This window comes from Chryseobacterium sp. MEBOG06 (genome assembly GCF_021869765.1).
Taxonomy (GTDB): domain Bacteria; phylum Bacteroidota; class Bacteroidia; order Flavobacteriales; family Weeksellaceae; genus Chryseobacterium.
The window spans coordinates 2376029-2395846 of the sequence record NZ_CP084580.1 but is presented as its reverse complement, the minus strand read 5'-3'; the positions used below and the strand labels follow the sequence as shown (position 1 = coordinate 2395846).

The following is a 19818-nucleotide window of genomic DNA, read 5'->3' as shown; positions in this document are numbered from 1 at the left end:
GACAATAAACTTCAATAGAAATTCGCCATAAGAGATCATAAATGAAGAAAATCGCTACTTTTTTACTGGCCTCCATCGCTGCTCAGAATATTAGTGCTCAAACTTTTATTCAGGCTTACCAGGACAGGGCCAATATGGTTACCCAAACAAATATCACCACCTATCTTCAGGAATTTGCCGGTTTAGGAATAAAAACTACGGGCTCACAAGCCAACGCCAATGCATTAGCCTGGCTTAAAAGTAAGTATCTTTCCTACGGGTATACTGCAGGCCAGATAGAAGAAGATCCTTTTACCTTTGGGAATAAAAATTCTAAAAATTTAATTATTACTAAAACGGGAACATTATATCCCAATAAGTACGTGATCATCTGTGGGCATTTTGACAGCATCACAGGTCTAGGTGTCAATGATAACGGCAGCGGAACTTCTGTTATTTTAGAGGCAGCAAGGATTCTTAAAGATGTTCCGACAGAATATTCTATAAAATTCATTCATTTTTCCGGTGAGGAACAGGGACTTGTGGGGAGTAATCATTATGTAAATACTGTCGCTTATCAGGGAGGAAACCGTGTTTTAGATATCAAACTGGTTTTCAACCTCGATCAGGTTGGGGGTGTAATGGGTAACAACAATAATACAGTTTACTGTGATCAGGATTTGGGAGGACTTTCTTCAAATAACGCAGCCTCAGCAACAGTAACCCAGGAACTGAGAAACTGCACAGCTCTTTATTCTCCTCTTCAGACAGCCGTAGATCCGGCCGAAGATACAGATTATATTCCTTTTGAACAGAAAGGTGAAGTCATTACCGGTTTTTTTGAAAGGATAAGAAGTTCTTACCCGCACACAACTGATGACACTTTTGCGAATACAGATCCTGTATACATTTACAATATCGGAAAAGCTTCTGTAGGTGCATTACAACATTTTGCCGTTGCCACCGGTACTCTTGGAACCCATGAAACTGTTATAAAAAACTCACTGGAAAGCTTAAAGCTCTACCCTAACCCCATAAAAGATTTCATTACTATTGAACTACCGGATTCAAGTATAAAAAACTTCAGTTTTGAAATTACTGATTTCTCAGGACGCTCTGTTTTAAAGAAGCTTAATGAAAAGAAAATCAATATTTCCGGCTTGGAAAATGGTGCTTATATCGGGATTCTGAAGTCCGGAGATCAAACTGTTGTAAGAAAGGTTCTGATTGAAAAATAAGCGATTATCACTAAGAAAAACATCTTGTTTATAGACAGGATACTGATACAGCCTTTGAATTATTTTCAAAGGTTTTCTTATTAATTATTAATCAACGATATAGCATGAATTACAATATATTTTCAAACTATTAAACACTTAGATGTGATTTATTCACTACATTCGCGTTACCAAAACAAAATAAATAATATGAAAAAACTAACCACATTCTTATGTGCCACACTGATCGTGCCAAGTATCAGCGCCCAAACCTTTATTCAGGCTTATAAAGACAGAGCTGATATGGTGACTCAGTCTAATATTACTACCAATCTTCAGGACTTTGGTAATTTAGGCATAAAAACTACGGGGTCACAGGCAAACGCCAATGCTTTAACCTGGATCAAAAACAAGTACCTTTCTTATGGCTATACGGCCAGCCAGATTGAGGAAAGCCCCTTCAGTTTTGGCACAACCAGTTCTAAGAACCTTATTATCACCAAAACAGGAACGCTATATCCTAATAAATATATTATTATCTGCGGTCATTTTGATACAATCAACGGTCCAGGAGTCAATGACAACGGCAGTGGTACCTCTATTATTTTGGAGGCTGCAAGGATATTAAAGAATGTTCCTACAGAATATTCTATAAAGTTTATCCATTTTTCCGGTGAAGAACAGGGCCTCAGAGGAAGCAGCCACTATGTAAATAACGTTGTATATCAAGGCGGTGTACGTAAACTGGATATAAAACTTGTTTTTAATCTTGATCAGGTAGGCGGAGTAAAGGGAAATAACAACAATACCGTTTACTGTGATGAAGATCAGGGAGGGGTCTCCAGCAATAATGCAGCGTCCACTGCGGTAACACAGCAACTCAGAAACTGTACAGCACTTTACTCTCCTCTTCAGACTGCGGTAGATCCGGCCGAAGACACAGATTATATTCCTTTTGAGCAGAAAGGTGAAGTTATTACCGGTTTCTTTGAAAGGATAAGAAGTTCCTATCCTCATACAAGTAAGGACACTTTTGCCAATGTAGATCCCGTATATGTCTACAATATCGGAAAAGCAACCGTTGGTGCACTGCAGCATTTCGCCGCTGCCTCTACAACTTCCGGAACAGCTAAAACAGCTTTAAACTCTTTGGCAATGATGAAGATTTATCCTAATCCGGCAAGCAGTATTTTAAATATTGAACTACCGGATCCTAAAGCAGCCACCTTCAGTTTTGAAATTACCACTTCTACCGGAAGGTCTATGCTAAAGGTAAACAATGAAACAAAAATTAATGTTTCAGGTCTGGAAAACGGAGTTTATGTTGGAGTCTTAAAAGTCAATGATCAGACTTTTATAAAAAATATTTTGATCGCGAGATAAATCTATCCAAGCTATAAAAATGAAAAACAGAGCGCCTTTGCTCTGTTTTTTTATATATTAAAGTATAATCTATTTAAAACACAATAAAAAACTATATTACAACAATATACATAAATTATATAAAGTTAATTATATTGTATTATTCTATGATTCCAAACAGGTCATTAAGACTTTACTTCAACTGTTATTTTTTGTATTTCAGGTTTAATCCGCTCTATAATCCAGTCTTTATCTTCCTGTATTAAATCGTCTAAAAGATTTCCATTGTTTTCATTGAAGTCACTAATAACGTCCTGTAAAAATTCAACCTGTATTTCTGAAAGACGCTGAAAATTATTAATATCTATTGCTCCGATTTTAGAAATTACACTTTGCAGGCGGTTTTGAGATACATAGGTTCTCATTTCGGAAATAATAAAGGAAAGGTTTTCAGATTTAGAAGCAATATCAGGTATAAAGGACCATTTTTCTGCTTTATGAAACTTTTCTTCTTCTTCAAACTCCGGATTTTTAATTTTAATAATCGGACGTTTGGAGAATAACAGGGACTCCTTTTGGTAAGGCTTTACCACTATCCCTTCTATCAAATTATGCTCCAGCTCAGGAAATCCTAACTCTTTCGGAACCGGAGAATTCATCCTGATATTAAAGTTAACCGCTTCATTAAATTTACCAATAAATAATGGTCGCACATAAGGAACATTGAATTGCTGAGCATAAGATACTACTGTTTCATAATCCAGATAATATTTGGATCCATACTCATCTTCCACGGCTATATCGAATGCATAAAAATGAATATCAGGAGCATAGTAAACCCCTGTCTGTATAGCCCGCAGATTTTCATTTGGAATCTTTACCTCAGAATGAGGATATTCTCCGCCAAACAGCTCTCCATAAAGAATATATTTACTGCCGGCTATTTCACTACTCAGATGCTCAAATAATCTGAGGATTGAGTCTTCCAGTCTGCTTACAACAAGCTGGAAACCAAAAAAATCATCATTCCAGGATAGATATTCTCTTCTTTTGGAGTATCTAAGAAGGCCATCCTCATAAGAAAAACTAAAATTGGCCCCATGTATCTTTTCAGTTGCCACCCATTTTAATTTATCCATGTTTGATAAATCTTTTTCGGTAAGGCCAAGTTTTTTCAAAGAATCGGGCATCTTTTCATATCCTGAGAATTCGCTCATGAGAATGGTTATTTTAGTTATTAGCCAGTAAAGATAAATAATTTCAAAAAAGTAAATCGTAAATAACCGCAAGAAGGCCTATTAAATGCCATTATAAATAGATTATTTAGTACGATTATCTTACTTTTTTAGAGCAAAAGCATTTTTTATTCTGAGGATCTTAATTTTATAATTTCATCAACTAACACAGGAATTACATTTCTTGCCATTGCAATAAAATCCTGATCTTCGGGTTTTATTTTTACAAACTCTATATCATAATCTCTCTCCTCATTACTACCCGTCATTATAAAACCTGAACCTGATGCAAAATCCCGGCCCTCAATGTATGAAACCCATGGTGCTTTTGTAGCTTTATTACATATATCACTAATATTCTTTAACTCTCCCTCTGTCATAATTATAGCTTAAAGTTACAAACTTTCGCAGCGGGTACCCCATCCAAATGTTACATACAGAAGTAACTCGGAAAATTATGGCTATAAGTAATCCCCCGTTTGCTTTTTGCTACATCTCCAATATAAATATAATCATATTTATCACTAATAGGGAAAATAATATTTTCCTTTCCTTCAACTGATATATTTATTTTTTTCAATGATTTTGGAACCTTTTTAAATAAAATACCATAACATCCTGTGTGGTCTGGGTTTAAATCAAATGATAATCGGTCTTTTTTATTAATAATAATTGTTTTTCCTTTAAAAGCGGAACCGCTAAATACTAATAAAACATCTTTATCTGTTTTTTGTTGCTCTTTGGGAACATTATTAAAGTATAGTTCTTCTGCTATCTTTTCATGATCCGTTTTTTCAATTCTATTATCATAATAGAATTCTCTAACTGTACTTTTACAGTTATATAAAATCAGGCAAAGAATCAATAAATTCAACAAAAATAATTTGTGTCTATTTGATGGTTTCATCTATTTTTATTTTTGGTTATACTAATTCAATTGTCTGTTTCATTTGATCAATTTGTTGTGGTAAAAGCTCAGTTCCTGAATTTTTTTTCATATCTGGTATTACGTTATCATCAGAGTTTAGCAAATTATCGATCTTCTGCGGTATATTATTTATTTGTGGATCTTCCCATATATTTTGAATACCCATTTGAATGTGCAAGCTCATTCGCTGTTATTTTTAGTGAGCCATCAGAAGTGATAGTTTAATCTATTACATTATCAGGAATTGCTTCCCCAAGATCATAGACTTTGTATCATGAAAAATGGCTACATACAGAAATAACTTGGTAATATTTTACTATACCCTACCCCCCATTTATCGTTTTTTGCATCTCCAATATCTATATAATCATAAGCTTTGATAAATGGAATTACAATATCTTTCTTTCCATCAACTGATAATCTTATCTTTTTTACTGATTTATCTATCTTTTTATAAGTAACCCCATAACATCCTGATTCTGATATTGACTTAAATTTTATAGAATCTTTATTATTAATAATTACAGTTTTTCCTTTAAAGGCAGCTCCGTTGAACAATAATAAAACATCTTTATCAGTTTTTTGATATTCTTTAGGAATATCTTTAAAATACTCTTCTTCTGCAATTTTTTCATTCTTACTCTTTTCTGTTCGATCATCATAATAATATTCAACAGAAAGGTTTTTACAACTATATAGAAGTCCTAAAATTATAATGTAAAAAAAAAGAACATATTTATTATTGTGTAATTTCATTTTTATTAATTTTTGGTTGCACGAATTCAATTGTTTTTTTCATTTGATCAATTTGTTGTGGTAAAATATTCGTTCCTGTTCCATCTCTCATCGACTTATCGGGAGCTTATATCTTTAGGAAAGTATGCAAAAACAGAACGCTTTTATAACAAGAAACCACCACAATTGCGATGGTTTTTTTATTATTAGCTCAAAGTTACAAACTTTGCCTTTACTTTGAATTCTATAAAAATGACTAAATTTATTCAAAGGAAAGCAGAGGTGAACTTTAGACTTTGCTGGTAAAGAACCATGCTGCGCATTAGTCCTCTGCCTTCTCTTTGAACCCCGTTGAACAGCTTCAAATAGAATGATAGACATTAAGGTCTAATAAAGGCTCTAAAGAAGTTCAACATTTTGTTTATCCTAAATCCAAAGTTATGAAAAATTATTGCTTCCACATTGGGATTGATGTTTCAAAATTGAAATTGGATGTAAATGTATTAAACATTCAAACCCTTGTATCTGAACACTTTGTCTTGAAAAACGACGTAAAGTCCATCAAGCTTTTCATTAAGACTCTCATAAAACGAAAAATTGATATTTGCGATGTCTTATTCTGTTGCGAAAACACAGGTATTTATACTAATCATTTAATTACAATCTCTACAGATTTGAAACTTGATCTATGGGTAGTTCCCGCCATGGAAATTAAGCGGTCCAAAGGAATTTCCAGAGGTAAAAATGATAAGACCGATGCTAGAGATATTTCTTACTATAGTCTTAGAAATATTGATAAATTAGCATTATACACATTAGCGGAACTAGATATTTTAAAGTTGAAAATGCTTTACACTGAAAGAGAAAAGGTCTTAAAATCTTTATTGATAATGCAAACCTCTAAAGAGAATATTGATTTTGTAAATAAAGAAATTCTCACTCAGATTTCAAAGATCAATAGCAGCTTAGTTTGCGCTATCAAAAAATCTATTAAGATGATAGAGTGCAAAATAAAGCAGATTATTCAGTCTAATGAAGAATTACAGAAACAGGACAGACTCATTAAATCAGTACCTGGAATTGGTGATCAAACAAGCCTTTATTTTATAATTGCTACAAAAGGTTTTACAGCCTTCCCAAGTTGGAGGAAGTTTGCCTGCTATTCTGGCGTTGCACCTTTTGAGTATAGTTCCGGCTCAAGTATTAAGGGAAGAACCAAAGTAAATCATCTGGCTGACAAAAAAATGAAATCCCTGTTACAAATGTGCGCTATGACTTCGATGAAATATGATGCCCAGATAAAAGAATACTATTATAAGAAAAAGGCAGAAGGCAAAAATTCCATGCTAATTTTAAATAATATACGATGTAAACTTATAAGCAGGGTTTTTGCAGTGATTAATCGACAAACTCCGTATATAAACACTTACAAATTTGCGTCATAAATTTTAACGGTTTTTATTTGCTTGTTGTCATAGAATGCGCAGAGGGGAATATGATTTTCTTTGACCAAATGGCAATACAAAATTTCCAGATGCATCTAATTCAGTTCTGAGTCATCCATCCCCGGATATTGTATTTATAGTCCATTTGCTGAAGCGGTACGCCAGATTTCCTAATAAAGGAGTATATCCTTCATGTTTCAATCCAAATGGATAATAATTATTTTCTTCAAGAACTTCTATTCCGCTGCCATTATTGAAATAGCTCAATCTTACATTTCCTAAATGATCTGTGTAATTATAAATATACTTATTATTTTCAAAATTAAAACATCCCTCAGAGGCAGGAAAAAACTTTAAACTTCCTTCCGTATATTGAAAACCATCCAGATAATCTGTAAAGGCGGTTGTTTTGTTTTCACATACAAAATAGAACAATAAAACCACCGCTTTCGCAGTGGTTTTTGTGTTATCTTCTCAAAGTCTGTTACTTCGAGTTTATTTTACCAATATTTATAACATTCTTCATACCATCTGAATACTTAGTTTGCAGAATAATATTTAATATATCCTGAGGCAAATCATCTATAGTCAAAGGATTCATAGGACTTGTTACTAAATGATAATCATAGTCAAGAAAATTATTTAAATAAATTTTATCAAACGAATAAAACCCTTTTTTGGTCATAGAAACAAAATCGTATAAATATCTTTCATCAGCACCTGTTCCAAATATTTCGATCAATAAATCATTCAGTTTTGGATTTACTATTACCTCCGATATTTCTTGTAAATTTCTAAAATATGACACTAGCTTTTCATTGTTTTCCGATGATGTAGCTACTGATTCAGGTAATTTACCAGCTCCAGACGCTATAAACCCTATATACTTACCATCTGTAAAAAACCAATCTATATCTAAGGTCTGTTGTTCTATTTCTGTGTACATAAATAATAATATTTTTATTTTCCAAAAGTTGCTTTGCAGTTATCACACATTGGTACAATTTTTCTAGTTGTTGGCCTTATTGCTTCAGTAAAATTAACTTGTGATGCCGTAGCTGATTTTTGTTTATTGTTTTATCCATTCTTCTCCTGGTAAACTTCCCTGTTTTGGTAAACTTCCCTGTTCACACTAGAAAAAGATGACAATTCTATTAAAATAGTGGGTTATGATTTTCATTTAAGCAAATAAAAAAACGAGACTGTCCTTTTGAGACAACTTCGTTTTTTTATTTTAAAAGACCAATTTTTCGAGATTCTTCGAAAAGATTATTCTCTATAATACTATCTTTTCTGAAAATATATTCTATAGAGTCTCCTCTTTTCTTTGATATAGAATCTCCTAATTTATATGGATATTCTAAAATTTTCTCAGAACCATTAGAAAACTTAACATACAGAAAATTATGTTCATGCCTATTATTATAAATATCAATTACTCTTGTATATCTTTCGAGAGACAATAATTTTTGTTCTCTTTCAAAATTTGAATTAATTGTTAAATATATGAAAGTAAATAAAAAAATACATAAGAAAAAAACTAGAAATACTATAATAGTTCTTTTGCTAGATCTGTCAATTTGTATATTATAATTATTTTCCACGTACCCAAGTTTTAGATCCAGTCCACATTACAGGTGAAACCCCAACACTAGGGCCCATACTTGTGCTTATAGTAGAATAGCCATTTTTAACAGTTTGAGTGTTTCTGCCAAAATTTGTGGAATTAAACTGATCAGTAGTTTTGTAACCATCATAAGAACGAGTAAAAGTTCCACCAACAGTTGAAGAAAGAGGTCCCGCTCCACCAGAAATTGCACGACCTTCTCCTACAAAATCACTGTTGACAAATTTATGACTAGGATCAGTAGGTCTTATTAAACCTTTTTCAAATCCAGCATTTGCACTTAATCCTAAATCTCCATTAAGAGAGAAGAACCAATCCGTTTCATTACTACTATCAGTAACCTGTCCAAAAGTAATTCCTGTACCTCCACCAAATGCAAAATTTGCATCAAAACTCCCAAAAGAGCCTGTATTATTTGTGGCATTTACTTGGATATCATCAATATTAGAACTTCCATAAGTACTAATATTATCCGTTGTATTTGTTACGCTTCCATTAGCATTCAAAGTATGAGTTACATCTCCATTCCCATTTTTAATTTCTCCAGTAGCTCCTACACTATTAACATTTTTATAACCCGCATCTTCTGCCTGAGCTACTGTTTTTACATTTGCATCATATGTAATAGTGGTTTGATTAGTTTTGGGATCAATCATCTTTATCCATTCCTCATTTTCTCTACCATCTGGATCAATAAATCTCAAAGGATTATTAAAAGCATAGCTATAAAGGCTATGTCTTGTCATCTTTTCCGCCAACGGATCTACCACACCCCATCTTCCTATATCCGGCATATAGAATCTCGCATACATTCCCGTCTCTTGCAGCTCCTTCCCATTGTACTTATATTGATATACAGGATTTCCAGAATTTCCTCCGGAAGTATGTTAACCCAAATGGATAATAATTATTCTCTTCAATAGTCTGGGCTGTCCCTGATGTATTTTTCATATAACTTAAACGGATATTGCCTAAATGATCAGTATAATGGTAAATATACTTCTTTTCAACGAAATTATAATATCCTTCTACAGCAAGAACAAGGCTAAGTACATCATCTGTATACTGAAAGCCATCCAGATAATCGGTAACCTTGGTAGTAGTTTTTGTATAAAAAACAGAACGCTTTCACAACAAGAAACCACCGCAATTGCGATGGTTTTTTATTATTAGCTCAAAGTTACAACTTTGCCTTTACTTTGAATTCTATAAAAATGACTAAATTTATTCAAAGGAAAGCAGAGGTGAACTTTAGACTTTGCTGGTAAAGAACCATGCTGCGCATTAGTCCTCTGCCTTCTCTTTGAACCCCGTTGAACAGCTTCAAATAGAATGATAGACATTAAGGTCTAATAAAGGCTCTAAAGAAGTTCAACATTTTGTTTATCCTAAATCCAAAGTTATGAAAAATTATTGCTTCCACATTGGGATTGATGTTTCAAAATTGAAATTGGATGTAAATGTATTAAACATTCAAACCCTTGTATCTGAACACTTTGTCTTGAAAAACGACGTAAAGTCCATCAAGCTTTTCATTAAGACTCTCATAAAACGAAAAATTGATATTTGCGATGTCTTATTCTGTTGCGAAAACACAGGTATTTATACTAATCATTTAATTACAATCTCTACAGATTTGAAACTTGATCTATGGGTAGTTCCCGCCATGGAAATTAAGCGGTCCAAAGGAATTTCCAGAGGTAAAAATGATAAGACCGATGCTAGAGATATTTCTTACTATAGTCTTAGAAATATTGATAAATTAGCATTATACACATTAGCGGAACTAGATATTTTAAAGTTGAAAATGCTTTACACTGAAAGAGAAAAGGTCTTAAAATCTTTATTGATAATGCAAACCTCTAAAGAGAATATTGATTTTGTAAATAAAGAAATTCTCACTCAGATTTCAAAGATCAATAGCAGCTTAGTTTGCGCTATCAAAAAATCTATTAAGATGATAGAGTGCAAAATAAAGCAGATTATTCAGTCTAATGAAGAATTACAGAAACAGGACAGACTCATTAAATCAGTACCTGGAATTGGTGATCAAACAAGCCTTTATTTTATAATTGCTACAAAAGGTTTTACAGCCTTCCCAAGTTGGAGGAAGTTTGCCTGCTATTCTGGCGTTGCACCTTTTGAGTATAGTTCCGGCTCAAGTATTAAGGGAAGAACCAAAGTAAATCATCTGGCTGACAAAAAAATGAAATCCCTGTTACAAATGTGCGCTATGACTTCGATGAAATATGATGCCCAGATAAAAGAATACTATTATAAGAAAAAGGCAGAAGGCAAAAATTCCATGCTAATTTTAAATAATATACGATGTAAACTTATAAGCAGGGTTTTTGCAGTGATTAATCGACAAACTCCGTATATAAACACTTACAAATTTGCGTCATAAATTTTAACGGTTTTTATTTGCTTGTTGTCATAGAATGCGCAGCGGGATTCTATTTTTAAATGGAAATATTCTTTAAATTAAAAAATTAATATACAATTTTTCTTTCCTCTACAACATTTTCTTTTCCATTAAACAGTGTGTATAATTGTATGATATTTCCTTTAGCATCAAATTTCTTCAGCTTATTGCCAAAAGGAATATTTATCTCTTCTGTTTCGTCATTCAGAGTCATACTTCCCTTAAAGAAACTACGTTCTCCATATTGATTTAGTGTATAATCTCCAACTACTCTAGATTTAGGAGCATTAAAAGTAAGTTTCTCATAATGATAATTCTTATTATCAATCCAATTGTACCTCTCTATTTCTGTAACAACAATATCGTCAGCAATAGTAAAGAGTTTTATACTTTCATTTATATTATTGTTTTGATCAAGAATAATGAATTCTTTGCCCCAAAAAACACCGTTGCTATTATAATCCTTTATGTCAACTGTATTATTGCTATTGTAAAAATATTTTCTTATCATCGAAACTTGTTTATTTACTGATATATTTTCTTTTTCAGGAGTAAGCATTACTTCAAATACTCTCTCTTCTTCCTGAATATGATAATTCTTATCAAGCTTAATAATTGTCATCAACCATTGTTTTTCTTTCTCAGATATATTTTTAATAATGATTTGATTTTTACTTTGATCGTAACTATAATTTCTTTTAGGAATTAATTTCCCATTTTTATTTTCAAAAACTACCATGGATTTAAAGTTGCTCATAGCAAGAACTTTAAGGGAGTCTTTTACTTGATAATTTTGAGAATATAAAAAAGGGCTTAAAAATATGAAGAAAAATATATTTTTCATGAATTTTCTATTTTATGGTTTAAATGTATTATAAACACCTCCACTATATACTTTAAATGTAGGTATTGGAATATATGGATTTTCTGCTGTTTGCAAGTCATTACCGGAAGGTATAGGATTCCTTCCGTCTCCTGGGTGGGAATGTGAATAAATACTCTTCATATGCTGAATGCCTTTTGTTGTATTAAGAAAATTTTTATAGTAATTAAGTTGTAAAGAAGGCAAAAAACCTCCTATATCTCCTTTGGAATCTATTTTAGTTAAATGTTTAAACTGTAATGTTCTACCCACCATTCCTTTGTCTGTAATACCTTCAGTATATTGAAGTAGATCAAATTCATTTCCAGCTTTTGAATTTTTCTCCAAAAACTAAAAAAACACTCCGCATTCTACTGATTTTCAAACTTATATACTTAAAAAGGTATATCTTTTGAGATTTCTTTAATTTTACAATTCCCAAGTATCTAGGTTCATCCCATTAGGATCAATAAAATAGATAGGATTATTCCCACCGTAATTATAAACAGACATCATTTGATATTTCTCTGCCAATGGATCCACTACACCCCATCTCCCTATATCTGCCATATACATCCTCGCCCCATAATCATACATTCCCGTCTCCTGCAACTCCTTCCCATTGTACTTATAGTTCTTATAATTTCCCAATGAGCTTTTTATACCACCAATATGATTCATCCCAAACGCATAGTAATTATTTGTATCGAGGACCTCAAGATTTCCTCCTTCATCTTTTGCAAAATTCACTCTTGCATTTCCTAAGTGATCTCTATACTGGTAAATATAACAATTTTCTGTAAAGCTGTAAAAACCTTCTGAGTTGGGAATTTAGTCTAATACCAATCTAGAGACCATAGAGTTTGAATAAATAAAAGTGATAGAATACCATTTTCAGACTCGTGGAAAAAATTCTCACCACCAAAAAATTTAAAGACTTCTTTAATAAAAATGTAGCTGCACTATAAAAACACAAAAACCTCGTAAAATTACGAGGTTTTTTATTTATCTCCACACAATACAATCGTGCGGGAGCGAGGGTTACGGCAAATCTTTCGTAACTTTAGAAAGACAAGAGTCTTCCATATAATTTGAAAATAATTGTTCGATATACCAAATAATTTTTTCAGAACATATATTTTTATCTTCTCCAAATAAAATTATTTCTTGAATTGATTTAATGAATGATTCATCTGAATCCATTTTCAAAAACTTAATATCATTTCCATTTAGGATAAAATAACTATTATTAGAAACACTAGAATTTATATTAACATAACTATAAATTCCTTCTTCCAATTTTTCTTTCTCATTAATACCAAAATATATACTTAACTCACCAACTGCAATGTTTTCAATTTTTTCAAGTTGCAAATTTCCTTTTTTTAAATCCTCGTTCTGCGCAATTTCGGTAATAATTTTACTCTTAATTTCATTTAAATAAAATGTACTTGGTATTCTTTTTTCTGGAAATTCACAATTTTTATTAAACAGATCTCTTGGATTTCTATTAAAACTGTAATGTGTTCTAATCAATCTCTTTACATAATCAACAATAATTTCTCTACAATATCTTTGTTCAAATAAATAAATCATTTGTGTTCTCATTGATTCTAAAAAATTCTTGAAAGAATAAATATCTAAAAAAATAATTTTATTTCGCTCGTAAATAAATTTGAATTGAGGACTATGATTTCCTAAATAAAGATCATATATACCATTTCGTAACTTTTTTTCATCAACTTTTCTTTGATAAGTTCCATAAATAGTAAAACTGTTTTTTTGAGAATACGCATTTTGTGATATATAACCTTTTTGAAAAAGTATTTCTCTAATATTATTTTCTAATTGAGAAAACGTGGTAATATTTTGAGATTTACAACAAGTAGCTAAAAAGAGTAAGACAATAATAAAGTATTTATTCATAATTATTTATTTTTAATTTCATTATCTCTCAATTCTTTAAAAATCTGTTTTCCTATAGCTATTGGCATTGTTTCGCTGTTATTTTTAGGGTTAACAATACCAGTTTCTTCTTGTTTCTTAAGTAGTTGGTGATTTTTTTCATTTGCATGGGCAATCTCATGACCAAAAGTTGAAGTTGATATATCAAAAGCACTTAAATTTCCCTTCTTCACATTATCTGCTTCGTCAGAATTTAAAACTTTGTCTGGATTTTTAAAGGCAGCTTCACTAGATCCCTCATATATTATAATCTCAAAACCTACAAGTTTGCCATCTTTCTCAATTGGATGCGTTTCTCCCATTGAAAAAGGGTGGTCTTCTTTACTATATTCTACAGTAGTTGGTAACTTTGAAGTTACTAATTGATCAAATTGTGTGGCACCCGTATTACCTGAATTTTTCAAACCATCTCCATATGCTTAGTCTTTATCAGTAGCAAACTTTGTATAATCTCCTTTTCCATCGTTAGCTTTGCGGTCATAAACTAACTGTCCATTTTTGTTTCGCCAATCATCTGCTTGTCTTCCATCCGGATCAGTAAATCGTATAGGATTATTGAATGTATAATTATATGGACTATGACGACGCATTTTCTCCGCCAGCGGATCCACCACACCCCATCTTCCAATATCCGGCATATACATCCTTGCGCCATAATCATACATACCAGTCTCTTGCAACTCCTTCCCGTTGTACTTGTAATTCATATAACCTCCTAGCAAGCCTTTCACTCCTCCAATATGATTCATTCCAAATGCATAATAATTATTCGTATCCGTTATTTCAGGGGTGCCTGTGCTGTCTTTGGCAAAACTTACTCTGGCATTTCCAAGGTGATCTTTATACTGATAAATATAGCGGTTTTCTATGAAACTGTAAAATCCTTCTGCAGTGGGGACAAAATCAAGCAGCCATATAGGGGATATGATTCCGGGATCAAAAATATTCTTATCTCTGTAAGCTTCTGCTTCATAGGCAACACTGGTTTTGCACCATAAACAAGGACCTGAGGTTTCGATATAATTATATTGAAATCCATCCAGATAGTCTGTCATCTTTGTCGTTTTGTTTTGTCCTTTCCCGCCTCCGGAGGTATAAGTCTTACGTACTTTTGTGCCATCTGCCCTATAAAGATAGCTCAGTCCGAAACTGGTAAGCCCTCCTAAAGGATTATTCTGATTGATGGAGAACAGGTCCGGCAGGTTCAGATGATTATAAGCAATACTCTGTATCCCTTTATCCTTCATGGTGGTCATACTCCCGTTCAGGTCATAATCTATGATATTATTACCTCCTTCATAACCGGTATCGTTCATAGCATTTTCGATCACTTGGGTCAGGCGGTTGCCATTATAGATATAATCAAGATTATCAACCAAAGTAGCTGTGTTTCCTGGCATAGCTCCAGCTGTACGTTTGAGATTGCTGATATTTCCATTCAGGTCATAGGTCAGATATTCATCAAAATTACCGCTGTTCTGTTTTCATTTACAAAACAGAACAATTTTTACAACACAAACCCCACCGCAATGCGATGGGGTTGGCTATTTGTTAAAGAAAATTTTACTTCTTTTCTAAATAATATATTATTAACCCTATTACAATAGCTATAGGTATCAAAAGGAGTCCCACTAAATTGTTCTTTATTCCTTCTTGTGTCGTATCAGAGTTATAAGACTCTGCCATTTTTTTTGAATTGCATTTATAGACGAAAATCCATCTAATAAATGTTCCAACTAAACCAAATAATAGATCTATCATTCTTTATCTTTTTTAGGTCCTAATTGATATATTCCTTTCTTTACAGCAGTTTTAGCAGCTGTATTTACCCCCCAATTACCAACTGCATTCCCTACAGTACCAAGCTTTGTAACTGGATTAAAACCAAAACTGACTCCTGCTGTCATTGCTTCAACACCTGGCTTAGCAAATGCTTCGAACTGCTCAGCTTCAGTCATGGGATCACCATCTTTATAGGTTACTCTTTTAAGACTTCCATTTTTAAACTTAAGAACATTTACATCCATTTTTACATGAAGACCATAAACTTTTTCTTGCTCAATAGCTTGTTGTGGGAAAGCAACGAAGCTACCGTAAAGAATATGTCCAACAACGGAAACTCCTTCCATTGGAGGAGAAATTAAATTATCTGCAACAAAATTCCAAGTTTTTCTAGGCGTAGATGCTTCCTTTGTAATTGTGACTTCTCCAACATCGGTAACCCTACCATCAGCAATTGCTTTTCCTCCTCCTGCAGCTGAATCATCATAAACCACTCCGTTCGCAGCATAATTTAAATCTCCTTGCCGAGCAGTTTCACCCACATAGGTTCCTTTTATTCCTTTATCATTCAAATCCTGTTGGCTTTTAACATCATCTCTAAATTCCATTTGACCCATTGAATTATTAAACCAATCTTTTCCTGATCTGCCATCCGGGTCAATAAATCTGATTGGATTATTAAACGCATAATTATAAGGACTATGACGAGTCATCTTTTCCGCCAGCGGATCTACAACTCCCCATCTTCCAATATCAGGCATATAGAAACGTGCGCCGTAGTCGTACATTCCCGTCTCCTGCAGTTCCTTACCATTGTACTTGTAATTTAAATACCCACCTAAAAGACTTTTTCCCTGGCCTATATGATTTAAACCAAAAGGATAGTAATTGTTGGTGTCAATAATTTCAAGAGCACTTTGGCTGTCCTTAGCAAAACTTACCCTGGCATTTCCAAGGTGGTCTTTGTACTGATAAATATAGCGGTTTTCTTTGAAACTGTAAAATCCTTCTGCGGTAGGTACAAAATCCAGAGTCCATTGGGGAGTAGAAGGAATTACAGGAGCAATTATTTTTCTGTAGGCCTGTTCTTCATAGGCTGTTTCTGTTCTGCACACTAAACATACATTGCCATCACCTCTATAGCTATACTGGAAACCATCGAGGTAATCAGTAAGATGATCTATAGGCAGCCCCATATGAAATGACTGTATATATGTTTTGCGGAGTTTCACCCCATCTGCCCGGTAAAGATGGCTGATATCTGCCGTGTTTACTTTTCCTGCAAAATTAACATTCTGAATATTAACCTGGTAGGGAAGATTTAAATAGTTATACTGAATACTCTGTATTCCTTTATCCTTCATCGTGGTCATACTCCCGTTCAGGTCATAATCTATGATATTATTGCCGCCTTCATAACCGGTATCATTCATAGCATTTTCGATCACCTGAGTCAGGCGGTTGCCGGTGTATTTATATACAAGGTTATCTGTTAGAGCTACTCCGGCAAAATCCAGCTTAGGCTTTATAAGGCTGCATTGAAAAGTAATCTTATAATTAATTTAGGTACGAGCAAGATTCTCGCACCAACGGGGGGAGCGTGAGGAAGTAAAACCATCTATTGAGATGGCCACACAGCTGGCAGAAGCCCTGGAAGTGTCTCTGGATTATCTCGTAGGGTCTACGGATATTCTACTGGATAAAAATATTGTCGCTAAAATTTTAGATATACAAAAACTAAAAGAGAACGATAGACAACATGTCTTCGCTCTCCTGGATGCATTCCTTAAACAAACTAAGCTGCAAAGCATTTTATAACATAACAACCCCGCTCAATGAGCGGGGTTTGTATTTATTTTACTATCTCTCCATCGAGTTTAAATTTTATAAAAAATGTATTCTCCCGAATATTAATAGTCTTTTTAATTACTTCTTCTGTGCCTAACTTCTTTAGTACTGTTTCACCTTTCTCTGCAAATGAAAAGTATTCATCAGAATAAAAATAAAGAGGTATTAGTTTTCCTTGTATAAATACAGATCTATTGCTGTGTTTTACCCAAAAATTTTCCGAAGAATTAGAGAGCCTATTCAAGTATATGGTATAGGTATCTGTATTCTCTTTATCTAAAACTATATAGGTTTCATTATTCGGCCCTCTTTTTTGAAGCTCTTTAATAAGAATCTCATTAACGGAAGAAGGTAAAAAATATATTATATCTGAATTTGATTTTTGCGAGTAACAACTAAACAAGCAAAAATTCAATAATAATATTGATAGAATCTTTTTCATTATGGAGTTTTTTGTTTATCTATAAAATGTTTTAAAGCTGCCTGTCCTATATTGTTAGTATTAGTAGTTCCAATATTATTTGTTTGTGTACCATTTGGCATAACTCTATGTATTGCATTTCCAGTTGATTGAGTTCCCGTATAAGAATCAACTGCATACACAGGAATATTAAAACTCTTAGATGTTGATTTATCTTTAACAGATGTCCCTGGTGTATTTACTAGACTAGGATTTTGCGAAGTATTATGCGTATGCACTTGAGCAACAGGGATTAATTTTGTACCATCAAAAGTTTGTTTTACTGTAGCTCCTGAATTATCCATAAGAGATGCTATAGTTGTTGTTGTTTTTCCATCTATCCCATCTGGCCCTCTAACAGAGGTTACTTGCGCTGTAGGAGTGTCCCCTCTTGTAACCTCCATACCAACCCAAACTTGTCGTTCCTTTGTCTGGTCTTTAATAGTTTCATTATTGGCGTTATTTATATCAGAATTTATTTGAGTATTATTGACTGTAATTACAGAACTGCTTGCTTGTAAAGCTGATGTAGCATCTGCTGATGTAGAACCCCCTTTTTCAGAAGTAATACTATTCCAATCGCTTTTATATATTACCCTGGCATTAGTTGTTGCAGCCCCATCACTTCCCAAATACTTTCCAGTAGAAGCATCTATATAATCATCAGGAGGAATCGCAAATCTTCCATCCGGGTCTATATATCGAATAGGGTTATTATAGGCGTAAGTATAAGGAGACCATCTACGAGAAGTCTCAGCCAACGGATCAACAACTCCCCATCTCCCTATATCCGGCATATAAAATCTTGCCCCATAATCATACATCCCGGTCTCTTGTAATTCCTTTCCGTTGTACTTGTAGCCTTTATATCCTCCTAAACTGGATTTAGTTCCGCCTATGTGGTTTGCTCCAAAAGCGTAGTAGTTATTCGTATCTGTAATTTCAATGTTGCCTTCACTATTTTTAGCATAACTTACCCTGGCATTTCCTAAATGATCTTTATATTGGTAAATATAGCGATTTTCTGTAAAGCTATAAAAACCTTCTGAAGTTGGTACAAAATCCAATAGCCAGCCTAGGGAGCCCAAAATAGGGGGGGGCAAGAAGGATTGGATCCTTAAATGCCTCCTGTTCATAGGCTACACTTGTTCTACACCATAAGCAAGGCTGTACAGTTTCCAAAAAACTATATTGAAAACCGTCTAAATAATCAGTATATGAATATGAGGTAGATTGACCTCTTCCTCCTCCTGATTTATTTGTTTTTCGGAGTTTTGTTCCGTCAGCACGATATAAATAGCTTAAACTGAAATTTACATTTGTACCAAACGGATCTGTCTGGCTAATTGCAAAACCATCAGACAGGTTCAGATGATTATAAGCAATATTCTGAATTCCTTTATCCTTCATCGTGGTCATACTCCCGTTCAGGTCATAATCTATGATATTATTACCTCCTTCATAACCGGTATCATTCATGGCATTTTCGATCACTTGGGTCAGGCGGTTGCCATTATAGATATAATCAAGATTATCGACCAAAGTAGCCGTATTTCCTGGCATAGATGCCGCTGTACGCTTGAGATTACTGATGTTTCCATTCAGGTCATAGGTCAGGTATTCGTCAAAATTACCGCTGACTCCGGTTCCCGGTTCTTTATAAAAAGCATTGGTAAGCCTGTTTAGGGCATCATATTCATAAACATATCTTTTGAGATTGTTTTCAGAACTGTTATTCCAGTCTATTTCTGCGATATTTCCGTTGAATTTCCCAGTTGTCGATGGGTTTTCAGGATTGTTGTATTTGATCTTATATCCAAAAAGTTTCCCGTTTAGAGTAGCAGGCTCATTGATCTGGGTCATCCATCCGCGGATATTGTATTTATAGTCCATCTGCTGAAGCGGGATTTTAAAGCTAAACAAGCCTACTCGTAGAAAATTACTCTAT

23 protein-coding genes and 1 pseudogene are annotated in these 19818 nt (G+C 33.5%); 5 read left to right on the top strand and 19 right to left on the bottom strand.

Translation table 11 applies throughout. From position 1 onward, the window contains the following. Window positions 1–41: 41 nt before the first annotated feature. A complete protein-coding gene (locus tag LF887_RS10930; protein ID WP_236859217.1) occupies window positions 42–1217 on the top strand; it encodes a M28 family peptidase in 1176 nt (391 codons plus the stop codon). A 189-nt stretch (window positions 1218–1406) separates the two neighbouring features. Then, window positions 1407–2579: a M28 family peptidase gene (locus LF887_RS10925; RefSeq protein WP_236859216.1), complete on the top strand. Its 1173-nt coding sequence runs from the start codon at window positions 1407–1409 to the stop codon at window positions 2577–2579. 164 nt (window positions 2580–2743) lie between these two features. On the opposite strand, the gene LF887_RS10920 is transcribed toward LF887_RS10925, so the two are convergent. From LF887_RS10920 to LF887_RS10900, 5 genes are all read right to left on the bottom strand, one after another. Then, a complete protein-coding gene (locus LF887_RS10920) occupies window positions 2744–3775 on the bottom strand; it encodes an RNA ligase family protein (RefSeq protein WP_236859215.1) in 1032 nt (343 codons plus the stop codon). A gap of 146 nt (window positions 3776–3921) precedes the next feature. Next, a complete protein-coding gene (locus LF887_RS10915) occupies window positions 3922–4173 on the bottom strand; it encodes a hypothetical protein (protein ID WP_236859214.1) in 252 nt (83 codons plus the stop codon). 50 nt (window positions 4174–4223) lie between these two features. Further along, window positions 4224–4700 carry a hypothetical protein gene (locus LF887_RS10910; RefSeq protein WP_236859213.1) on the bottom strand — a complete coding sequence of 159 codons (477 nt, stop codon included), beginning with the start codon at window positions 4698–4700 and terminating at the stop codon, window positions 4224–4226. A gap of 16 nt (window positions 4701–4716) precedes the next feature. Then, window positions 4717–4905 carry a hypothetical protein gene (locus LF887_RS10905; RefSeq protein WP_236859212.1) on the bottom strand — a complete coding sequence of 63 codons (189 nt, stop codon included), beginning with the start codon at window positions 4903–4905 and terminating at the stop codon, window positions 4717–4719. A gap of 101 nt (window positions 4906–5006) precedes the next feature. Beyond that, complete coding sequence (locus tag LF887_RS10900; RefSeq protein ID WP_236859211.1) at window positions 5007–5477, bottom strand: hypothetical protein; 471 nt, start codon at window positions 5475–5477, stop codon at window positions 5007–5009. Between the two features lie 419 nt (window positions 5478–5896). Here LF887_RS10900 and LF887_RS10895 point away from each other — a divergent pair, with 419 nt between their 5' ends. Continuing rightward, entirely contained in the window at window positions 5897–6901 is a 1005-nt protein-coding gene (locus LF887_RS10895; RefSeq protein ID WP_236855060.1) for a transposase, read from the top strand. Window positions 6902–7051: 150 nt separating this feature from the next. Here LF887_RS10895 and LF887_RS10890 read toward each other — a convergent pair. The 4 genes and pseudogenes from LF887_RS10890 to LF887_RS24415 all read right to left on the bottom strand — a co-directional run. Further along, window positions 7052–7297, bottom strand: a pseudogene (locus LF887_RS10890) (hypothetical protein); the annotation flags it as partial. 88 nt (window positions 7298–7385) lie between these two features. After that, entirely contained in the window at window positions 7386–7847 is a 462-nt protein-coding gene (locus LF887_RS10885; protein WP_236859209.1) for a hypothetical protein, read from the bottom strand. A gap of 283 nt (window positions 7848–8130) precedes the next feature. Beyond that, entirely contained in the window at window positions 8131–8364 is a 234-nt protein-coding gene (locus tag LF887_RS10880; protein ID WP_236859208.1) for a hypothetical protein, read from the bottom strand. Between the two features lie 130 nt (window positions 8365–8494). After that, the gene (locus LF887_RS24415) at window positions 8495–9340 is read right to left on the bottom strand and encodes an RHS repeat-associated core domain-containing protein (protein WP_410681123.1); all 846 of its coding nucleotides are present in this window, start codon (window positions 9338–9340) and stop codon (window positions 8495–8497) included. Between the two features lie 590 nt (window positions 9341–9930). Here LF887_RS24415 and LF887_RS10870 point away from each other — a divergent pair. Next, the gene (locus tag LF887_RS10870; RefSeq protein WP_236855060.1) at window positions 9931–10935 is read left to right on the top strand and encodes a transposase; all 1005 of its coding nucleotides are present in this window, start codon (window positions 9931–9933) and stop codon (window positions 10933–10935) included. Between the two features lie 85 nt (window positions 10936–11020). Here LF887_RS10870 and LF887_RS10865 read toward each other — a convergent pair whose 3' ends face one another. The 7 genes from LF887_RS10865 to LF887_RS10835 all read right to left on the bottom strand — a co-directional run bounded on the left by LF887_RS10865 (window position 11021) and on the right by LF887_RS10835 (window position 16995). Continuing rightward, window positions 11021–11797, bottom strand: coding sequence for a hypothetical protein (locus LF887_RS10865; protein ID WP_236859207.1), 777 nt, complete (start codon window positions 11795–11797; stop codon window positions 11021–11023). 12 nt (window positions 11798–11809) lie between these two features. Next, window positions 11810–12163: a hypothetical protein gene (locus LF887_RS10860; protein WP_236859206.1), complete on the bottom strand. Its 354-nt coding sequence runs from the start codon at window positions 12161–12163 to the stop codon at window positions 11810–11812. 81 nt (window positions 12164–12244) lie between these two features. Next, window positions 12245–12565 carry an RHS repeat-associated core domain-containing protein gene (locus tag LF887_RS10855; protein ID WP_236859205.1) on the bottom strand — a complete coding sequence of 107 codons (321 nt, stop codon included), beginning with the start codon at window positions 12563–12565 and terminating at the stop codon, window positions 12245–12247. 291 nt (window positions 12566–12856) lie between these two features. After that, the gene (locus LF887_RS10850; RefSeq protein ID WP_236859204.1) at window positions 12857–13741 is read right to left on the bottom strand and encodes a hypothetical protein; all 885 of its coding nucleotides are present in this window, start codon (window positions 13739–13741) and stop codon (window positions 12857–12859) included. Between the two features lie 2 nt (window positions 13742–13743). After that, a complete protein-coding gene (locus tag LF887_RS10845; protein WP_236859203.1) occupies window positions 13744–14184 on the bottom strand; it encodes a hypothetical protein in 441 nt (146 codons plus the stop codon). Between the two features lie 15 nt (window positions 14185–14199). Then, window positions 14200–15180, bottom strand: a complete 981-nt coding sequence (locus LF887_RS10840) for an RHS repeat-associated core domain-containing protein (RefSeq protein WP_236859202.1) — start codon at window positions 15178–15180, stop codon at window positions 14200–14202. Window positions 15181–15537: 357 nt separating this feature from the next. After that, window positions 15538–16995: an RHS repeat domain-containing protein gene (locus tag LF887_RS10835; RefSeq protein WP_236859201.1), complete on the bottom strand. Its 1458-nt coding sequence runs from the start codon at window positions 16993–16995 to the stop codon at window positions 15538–15540. Between the two features lie 193 nt (window positions 16996–17188). On the opposite strand from LF887_RS10835, the gene LF887_RS10830 reads away from it, so the two are divergent. Next, window positions 17189–17380, top strand: a complete 192-nt coding sequence (locus tag LF887_RS10830) for a hypothetical protein (protein ID WP_077415264.1) — start codon at window positions 17189–17191, stop codon at window positions 17378–17380. A gap of 34 nt (window positions 17381–17414) precedes the next feature. Here the strand turns inward: LF887_RS10830 and LF887_RS10825 are convergent, their stop codons facing one another. From LF887_RS10825 to LF887_RS10815, 3 genes are read right to left on the bottom strand one after another with little or no spacing between them, the layout of a single operon-like run. Further along, the gene (locus LF887_RS10825) at window positions 17415–17852 is read right to left on the bottom strand and encodes a hypothetical protein (RefSeq protein WP_236859200.1); all 438 of its coding nucleotides are present in this window, start codon (window positions 17850–17852) and stop codon (window positions 17415–17417) included. After that, a complete protein-coding gene (locus LF887_RS24325; RefSeq protein ID WP_317207799.1) occupies window positions 17852–18937 on the bottom strand; it encodes an RHS repeat-associated core domain-containing protein in 1086 nt (361 codons plus the stop codon). The genes LF887_RS10825 and LF887_RS24325 overlap by 1 nt, the downstream gene beginning before the upstream one ends. Beyond that, the gene (locus LF887_RS10815; protein WP_236859199.1) at window positions 18903–19763 is read right to left on the bottom strand and encodes a hypothetical protein; all 861 of its coding nucleotides are present in this window, start codon (window positions 19761–19763) and stop codon (window positions 18903–18905) included. The genes LF887_RS24325 and LF887_RS10815 overlap by 35 nt, the downstream gene beginning before the upstream one ends. Window positions 19764–19818: the final 55 nt, after the last annotated feature.

Coding starts and splice junctions, on each gene's coding strand:
- LF887_RS10930 (WP_236859217.1), top strand. CDS start 42: ATGAAGAAAATCGCTACTTTTTTACTGGCCTCCATCGCTGCTCAGAAT.
- LF887_RS10925 (WP_236859216.1), top strand. CDS start 1,407: ATGAAAAAACTAACCACATTCTTATGTGCCACACTGATCGTGCCAAGT.
- LF887_RS10920 (WP_236859215.1), bottom strand. CDS start 3,775: ATGAGCGAATTCTCAGGATATGAAAAGATGCCCGATTCTTTGAAAAAA.
- LF887_RS10915 (WP_236859214.1), bottom strand. CDS start 4,173: ATGACAGAGGGAGAGTTAAAGAATATTAGTGATATATGTAATAAAGCT.
- LF887_RS10910 (WP_236859213.1), bottom strand. CDS start 4,700: ATGAAACCATCAAATAGACACAAATTATTTTTGTTGAATTTATTGATT.
- LF887_RS10905 (WP_236859212.1), bottom strand. CDS start 4,905: ATGAGCTTGCACATTCAAATGGGTATTCAAAATATATGGGAAGATCCA.
- LF887_RS10900 (WP_236859211.1), bottom strand. CDS start 5,477: ATGAAATTACACAATAATAAATATGTTCTTTTTTTTTACATTATAATT.
- LF887_RS10895 (WP_236855060.1), top strand. CDS start 5,897: ATGAAAAATTATTGCTTCCACATTGGGATTGATGTTTCAAAATTGAAA.
- LF887_RS10885 (WP_236859209.1), bottom strand. CDS start 7,847: ATGTACACAGAAATAGAACAACAGACCTTAGATATAGATTGGTTTTTT.
- LF887_RS24415 (WP_410681123.1), bottom strand. CDS start 9,340: ATGTATGCGAGATTCTATATGCCGGATATAGGAAGATGGGGTGTGGTA.
- LF887_RS10870 (WP_236855060.1), top strand. CDS start 9,931: ATGAAAAATTATTGCTTCCACATTGGGATTGATGTTTCAAAATTGAAA.
- LF887_RS10865 (WP_236859207.1), bottom strand. CDS start 11,797: ATGAAAAATATATTTTTCTTCATATTTTTAAGCCCTTTTTTATATTCT.
- LF887_RS10850 (WP_236859204.1), bottom strand. CDS start 13,741: ATGAATAAATACTTTATTATTGTCTTACTCTTTTTAGCTACTTGTTGT.
- LF887_RS10840 (WP_236859202.1), bottom strand. CDS start 15,180: ATGCCAGGAAACACAGCTACTTTGGTTGATAATCTTGATTATATCTAT.
- LF887_RS10835 (WP_236859201.1), bottom strand. CDS start 16,995: ATGAATGATACCGGTTATGAAGGCGGCAATAATATCATAGATTATGAC.
- LF887_RS10830 (WP_077415264.1), top strand. CDS start 17,189: ATGGCCACACAGCTGGCAGAAGCCCTGGAAGTGTCTCTGGATTATCTC.
- LF887_RS10825 (WP_236859200.1), bottom strand. CDS start 17,852: ATGAAAAAGATTCTATCAATATTATTATTGAATTTTTGCTTGTTTAGT.
- LF887_RS10815 (WP_236859199.1), bottom strand. CDS start 19,763: ATGGACTATAAATACAATATCCGCGGATGGATGACCCAGATCAATGAG.